Source organism: Streptomyces ureilyticus, assembly GCF_011045025.1.
Classification (GTDB): Bacteria; Actinomycetota; Actinomycetes; order Streptomycetales; family Streptomycetaceae; genus Streptomyces; species Streptomyces ureilyticus.
The window spans coordinates 1-4107 of record NZ_JAAKZX010000383.1 but is presented as its reverse complement, the minus strand read 5'-3'; the positions used below and the strand labels follow the sequence as shown (position 1 = coordinate 4107).

Genomic DNA, 4107 nt, shown 5'->3' with positions numbered 1-4107 from the left:
GTACATCCAGACCGCCGGGTTGGCGCGCCGAGACCGCGGACGGCTTCGTGCCGGTCACCGAACTCGGCTTCGGCTCCGTCAGCCACCGGCCGCCCCCGCGGCCCTCGACGCCCTCACTCCCCGGGAACGCGAGGTCCTCTCCCTGATCGCGACCGGCCTCGCCAACGCCGAGATCGCCGCTCGCCTGGGCGTTGCCACGGGCACCGTGAAGACCCACGTCAACGCTCTCCTGAGCAAGCTGGATCTACGGGACCGGGTGCAGGCGACGATCTTCGCGTACGACACCGGCCTGGTGCGGCCGAGACCGCCGATCGGCTGAAGGTCGCGTCCTGCGCATCCGGTGACCCAGCAGCGCTCCAGGTATACCCCAGGGTGCAGGAGCAGATCGCCCTCCGGAGCGACGCGGTCTACTGCCCTGGTCGGAGAGGCTGATCCCCAGGACCAGCAGAAAGAGGAAGGCCGTATGGAAGCGACCAAGTCGCCCGACTGGAACGTCGTGGGAATCCTGGGGGCCGCTCGGGGTGCGCGGGGAGACGCCGAGGGAGCCATCGGCACCGAGCATCTACTGGCGGGCATCACCACGGCCAAAGGTCCGGCGCGCGAAGCACTCGCGGAGGAAGGGGCGACCAAGACCGCGCTGCTGACGGTGTTGCGGGACAGGATGCACAGGGACGGCGCGTGGAGCGCCGACGACGACGCCGAGGGAAGCGTCGCCTCGAAGGACCTCCTGGGGGACGACGGCGATCGGCGCACCCACTTCACGGGCGCTGCGGCCAGAGCGCTGACCGTCGCGATGGGGCACGCGCAGCGGGAAGACGCGGCGAAGCTCGGCGCCGAGTATCTGCTGAGGGGACTGCTGGAGGAGGACAACCGCGCTGTGGAGCTGCTGGGCGCATGCGGCATCGCACCGCACGCCGTACGCACCCGCCTCGACGGTGGCTCAGGGAGCCAGGAGGATGACCTCAACCCTCTGCTGCACGCCACCCTCGACGTTCTCCTCGGCCGTAGCCACTATCGTCGGATGTCCCCCCTATGGATGCGGTGGCTGGTCAGATTCAGCGGGGTCAACTGGGCGTCGCTGCCTGCCGGTTGGGTCAGGCTGGAGACCGACGAGCAGGCACGTCGTCTCGGCCATGGCGTGGTGGGCACCGAGCATGTACTGCTCGCGATCCTGGCCACCCACGAGGTCGCGCTCCGGTACCCGCATCTGTCGGGGAAGAGCGCCCCCGACCAGGAAACCCAGTACGCGGGCGGCGAGCGACTGGCACGCCTGGGCATCGACTACGCCTCGGTTCACCGTGCGCTGACCGCCGGTGATCGCGTTCGCCTGACAGCCGATCCCCGGCCCGTCGAGCAGTACGTCGACGAGGCCGCGGGCCTGAACCTGGTGAGTACGGCCGATCCGGGCACCGGCCCCCTGGTCGAGGCCCTCCTGAGCGAGCAGACCCGCGCTCGCCAGCTGATCGACGCGCTGACCAGCACTTCCGGCAACTGAGAGGGCCGGCGGCGGTGGGTGAACGCACGTACGGGACGGGGTGTTGGCGGGTGGGCGGTCCTGTCGTGCGCCCAATGTGGCGGCCTTGAAGATCAGCCGCGTGTAACCCGCCTCGGGCGGCGGGGCATCCGGCTGCGGCAGAGGCCCCACGGCCGACTCCCCGAGATGGACCTGCCCCATTCAGCGATGCCTTCGGGAGCGGCTACTGAGAAACCGCCCGGTTGAAGAGCGTCTCGGCCTCCGTGACCGCCCGTATCAAGGCGGCCGGTTCCGGGGTCAAGTTCCCCACCAGCGCGTCGACTTCACCCAACCGCGCTCGCTCCAGCAACCGCTTCTCGTTGGTGACCCACTCTCCCCGCGCCGCCAGCACCGCGTGCGCCGTCTGCGTTGCCGCGACGGCGATCGCGCCCGCGACCTGGGTGAGGGCGCCCTTCGGGGCGTGGCCGGCCTTCGCGTAGGCGAGGGTGGCGGTGGCGATGCCGTGCCAGCGCTCGGGGGCGGTCTTACGCAAGGCCGGTGGATAGGCGGAGGGGCGGCGTAGTTCACCCCGTAGCACCTGGTTGATGGCGAGCTCGGCGACGAGCAGGTACGTCGGGATTCCTGCGAGGTGGAACATCAGGGGCTCGACCTGGAAGCGGCCCTCCTCCGCTTCCGCCCACACGTGTTCCACCACATCGAGGTCCCGATAGTGGACGTCCACACGTCGGCCGTCGATCGTCAGCCACGCCCCGCCGTTGAAGACTCCACCGCCCCAGCCGCCGATTTCCGAGACCTCGCCGGGCCAGCCGAGGGCTCGCAGATCTTCAGGGTCGAAGGCTCCGCGGTAGTACACCGCCAAATCCCAGTCACTGTCGGGGGTGTGAGTGCCCTGGGCCCGAGAGCCGCCCAGGGTCACCGCCCGGACGGCCGGGAGTGCGGCCAGGCGGTCGGCGACGTGGTCGAGGAAGGCGGAGTCGGTCACTTCGTCCATGGGGCCCCTTCAGCGCCGTACGCAATGCGCGTGGTGCGGAGGCTCCACCGTAATCCCCGGGACTGACATCCCTCGCGGGCTGATAGCCGTCCCTCCCTCAGCCGCAGGGGATGCCCGGCGCGTGCGGCCGGGCATCCCCAAGTCTTGCTGGGCGGGCTGGTCTTCAGGGCCCCCCGTCCCCCGAAGCCCCCGGAGGGGTCAGCGGCCCGCGGCCACCGCGTCGCGCAGGGTGGCCAGTTCGTCGTACATCACCTGGCCGGGGCACTCGGTTTCCATCCAGTCGCGGTGACCGCTGATTTCCGGTACGTCCCTGGTGGTGCCGTTGATCGGGTTGGTGTAGGTGACCTGAGCCTTGGGGTCGACGCCGTGGAGGCGGACGAGGACGCGGGTCAGGCGGGTGAGTGCCTCGCGGGCGGCTTCGGTCGGGCCCTGGGTGGTCAGGGTGCCGAGGAGGGCGATGCCGAGGTTGCCGGAGTTGAAACCCACCGCGTGGAAGGCGGTGACGACTTTGCCGTCGCCGTCGTGGGCGGGGATGCCGTCGTCGCCCGAGAAGCGGCCCTCGTAGATGGTGCCCGCCTCGTCGATGAGGAAGTGGTAGCCGATGTCGCCCCAGTCGTTGGTGACGGCGTGGAGCTCGTATATCGCACGCACGGTGGCGGCGGGGTCCGGGTCGGCGTTGACGGTCGCGGTGTGGTGGACCGTAAGGGTCTGGAACGGGTAGTACGCGGTCGGCGTGTTCTCCGAGCCGTCCGGCTTGAAGCGCAGCGACTCGTCCGCGCCCCAGGCCGCGCGCGTCAGGTAGGCGATGCCGCGCACCCGGGTCGTGTCGGTCGGGACGGCCACCTTGCGCGCCGGGCCCTGCTTCGTGTCGATGGCACAGGAACGCAGCTCGGTGGCGCCGTTCGGGGCCTTCACCTCGTAACCGGACGCCTGGCCTGCGGAGACGAGCAGGACACCGCCGTTACTGTCCGAACAGCCGCTGGCGCTCAGGTCCTTCCAGGCGCCCTGGCTGCCGTCGGCGTCGGTCAGCCGGATGCCGCCACCGGTGGCTTTGCGCGTGCCCGCCCAGGTCAGGCCCACGTAGGCGATGGGAAAGGCGGCCTCGACGGGTGCTTCGCCGGTGGCCGCCTTGGTGCGGGTCTTGGGGAAGTTCTCCGGTGTCGTACCGGGTTCGGCCGCCGTGGTGTCGGCCTCTTTGGCGTCCGCGTCGGTGGACTCCGAGTTGGTGGTCGCCATCACGGCCGGGGTGATCACGGCACCTGCCGCGACCGCGCCTGCGGCGCCGATCAAACCACGCCGGGTGACGCGGGATTTGGGGCGATGGGACGTGGGGGGAACTGTCATCGGGGGGATCCTTACGGGTTCCGTGGTCGTTCCTGACGGCTACTGGGGCATACGGGCCCCGAGCGCCAGCCGTGCTTGAAGACGCAAGGGATCATACGGTTCCGGAATAACGTTTCGGCCACCACCCCCTGTGAAAATGGCGGGAGTTGAGCTACTCGGCGGTAGGGCCGGGGCGCTGCGGTTCGCGGAGTACGCGCAGATCGTCGGCGAGGCGCTCGGCGACCGCGTCGAGCAGTGGATCACCCTCAACGAGCCCTGGTGCAGCGCCTTTCTCGGGTACGGGTCCGGGGTGCACGCT

The 4107-nt window shown here is 70.1% G+C and carries 4 protein-coding genes and 1 pseudogene; 3 read left to right on the top strand and 2 right to left on the bottom strand.

The genetic code is table 11. The features are described 5' to 3' along the window. Together G6048_RS47095 and G6048_RS47090 are read left to right on the top strand one after the other, a co-directional pair. A partial coding sequence (locus G6048_RS47095) for a response regulator transcription factor (RefSeq protein WP_235991127.1) occupies positions 1-319 on the top strand: 319 nt, incomplete at its 5' end. 144 nt (positions 320-463) lie between these two features. Further along, positions 464-1495 (top strand): Clp protease N-terminal domain-containing protein, encoded by a 1032-nt coding sequence (locus tag G6048_RS47090; protein WP_165345752.1) that lies wholly within the window; start codon positions 464-466, stop codon positions 1493-1495. A gap of 202 nt (positions 1496-1697) precedes the next feature. Here G6048_RS47090 and G6048_RS47085 read toward each other — a convergent pair whose 3' ends face one another. Both G6048_RS47085 and G6048_RS47080 read right to left on the bottom strand, forming a co-directional pair. Continuing rightward, positions 1698-2465, bottom strand: coding sequence for a nucleotidyltransferase domain-containing protein (locus G6048_RS47085; protein ID WP_165345751.1), 768 nt, complete (start codon positions 2463-2465; stop codon positions 1698-1700). Positions 2466-2663: 198 nt separating this feature from the next. Continuing rightward, entirely contained in the window at positions 2664-3809 is a 1146-nt protein-coding gene (locus G6048_RS47080; protein WP_165345750.1) for a peptidoglycan recognition protein family protein, read from the bottom strand. Between the two features lie 163 nt (positions 3810-3972). Here G6048_RS47080 and G6048_RS47075 point away from each other — a divergent pair. Next, positions 3973-4107, top strand: a pseudogene (locus tag G6048_RS47075) (family 1 glycosylhydrolase); the annotation flags it as partial.

Excerpts from the sequence above, each read along its gene's own strand:
- G6048_RS47080 (WP_165345750.1), bottom strand. The coding sequence starts at position 3,809 with ATGACAGTTCCCCCCACGTCCCATCGCCCCAAATCCCGCGTCACCCGG.
- G6048_RS47090 (WP_165345752.1), top strand. The coding sequence starts at position 464 with ATGGAAGCGACCAAGTCGCCCGACTGGAACGTCGTGGGAATCCTGGGG.
- G6048_RS47085 (WP_165345751.1), bottom strand. The coding sequence starts at position 2,465 with ATGGACGAAGTGACCGACTCCGCCTTCCTCGACCACGTCGCCGACCGC.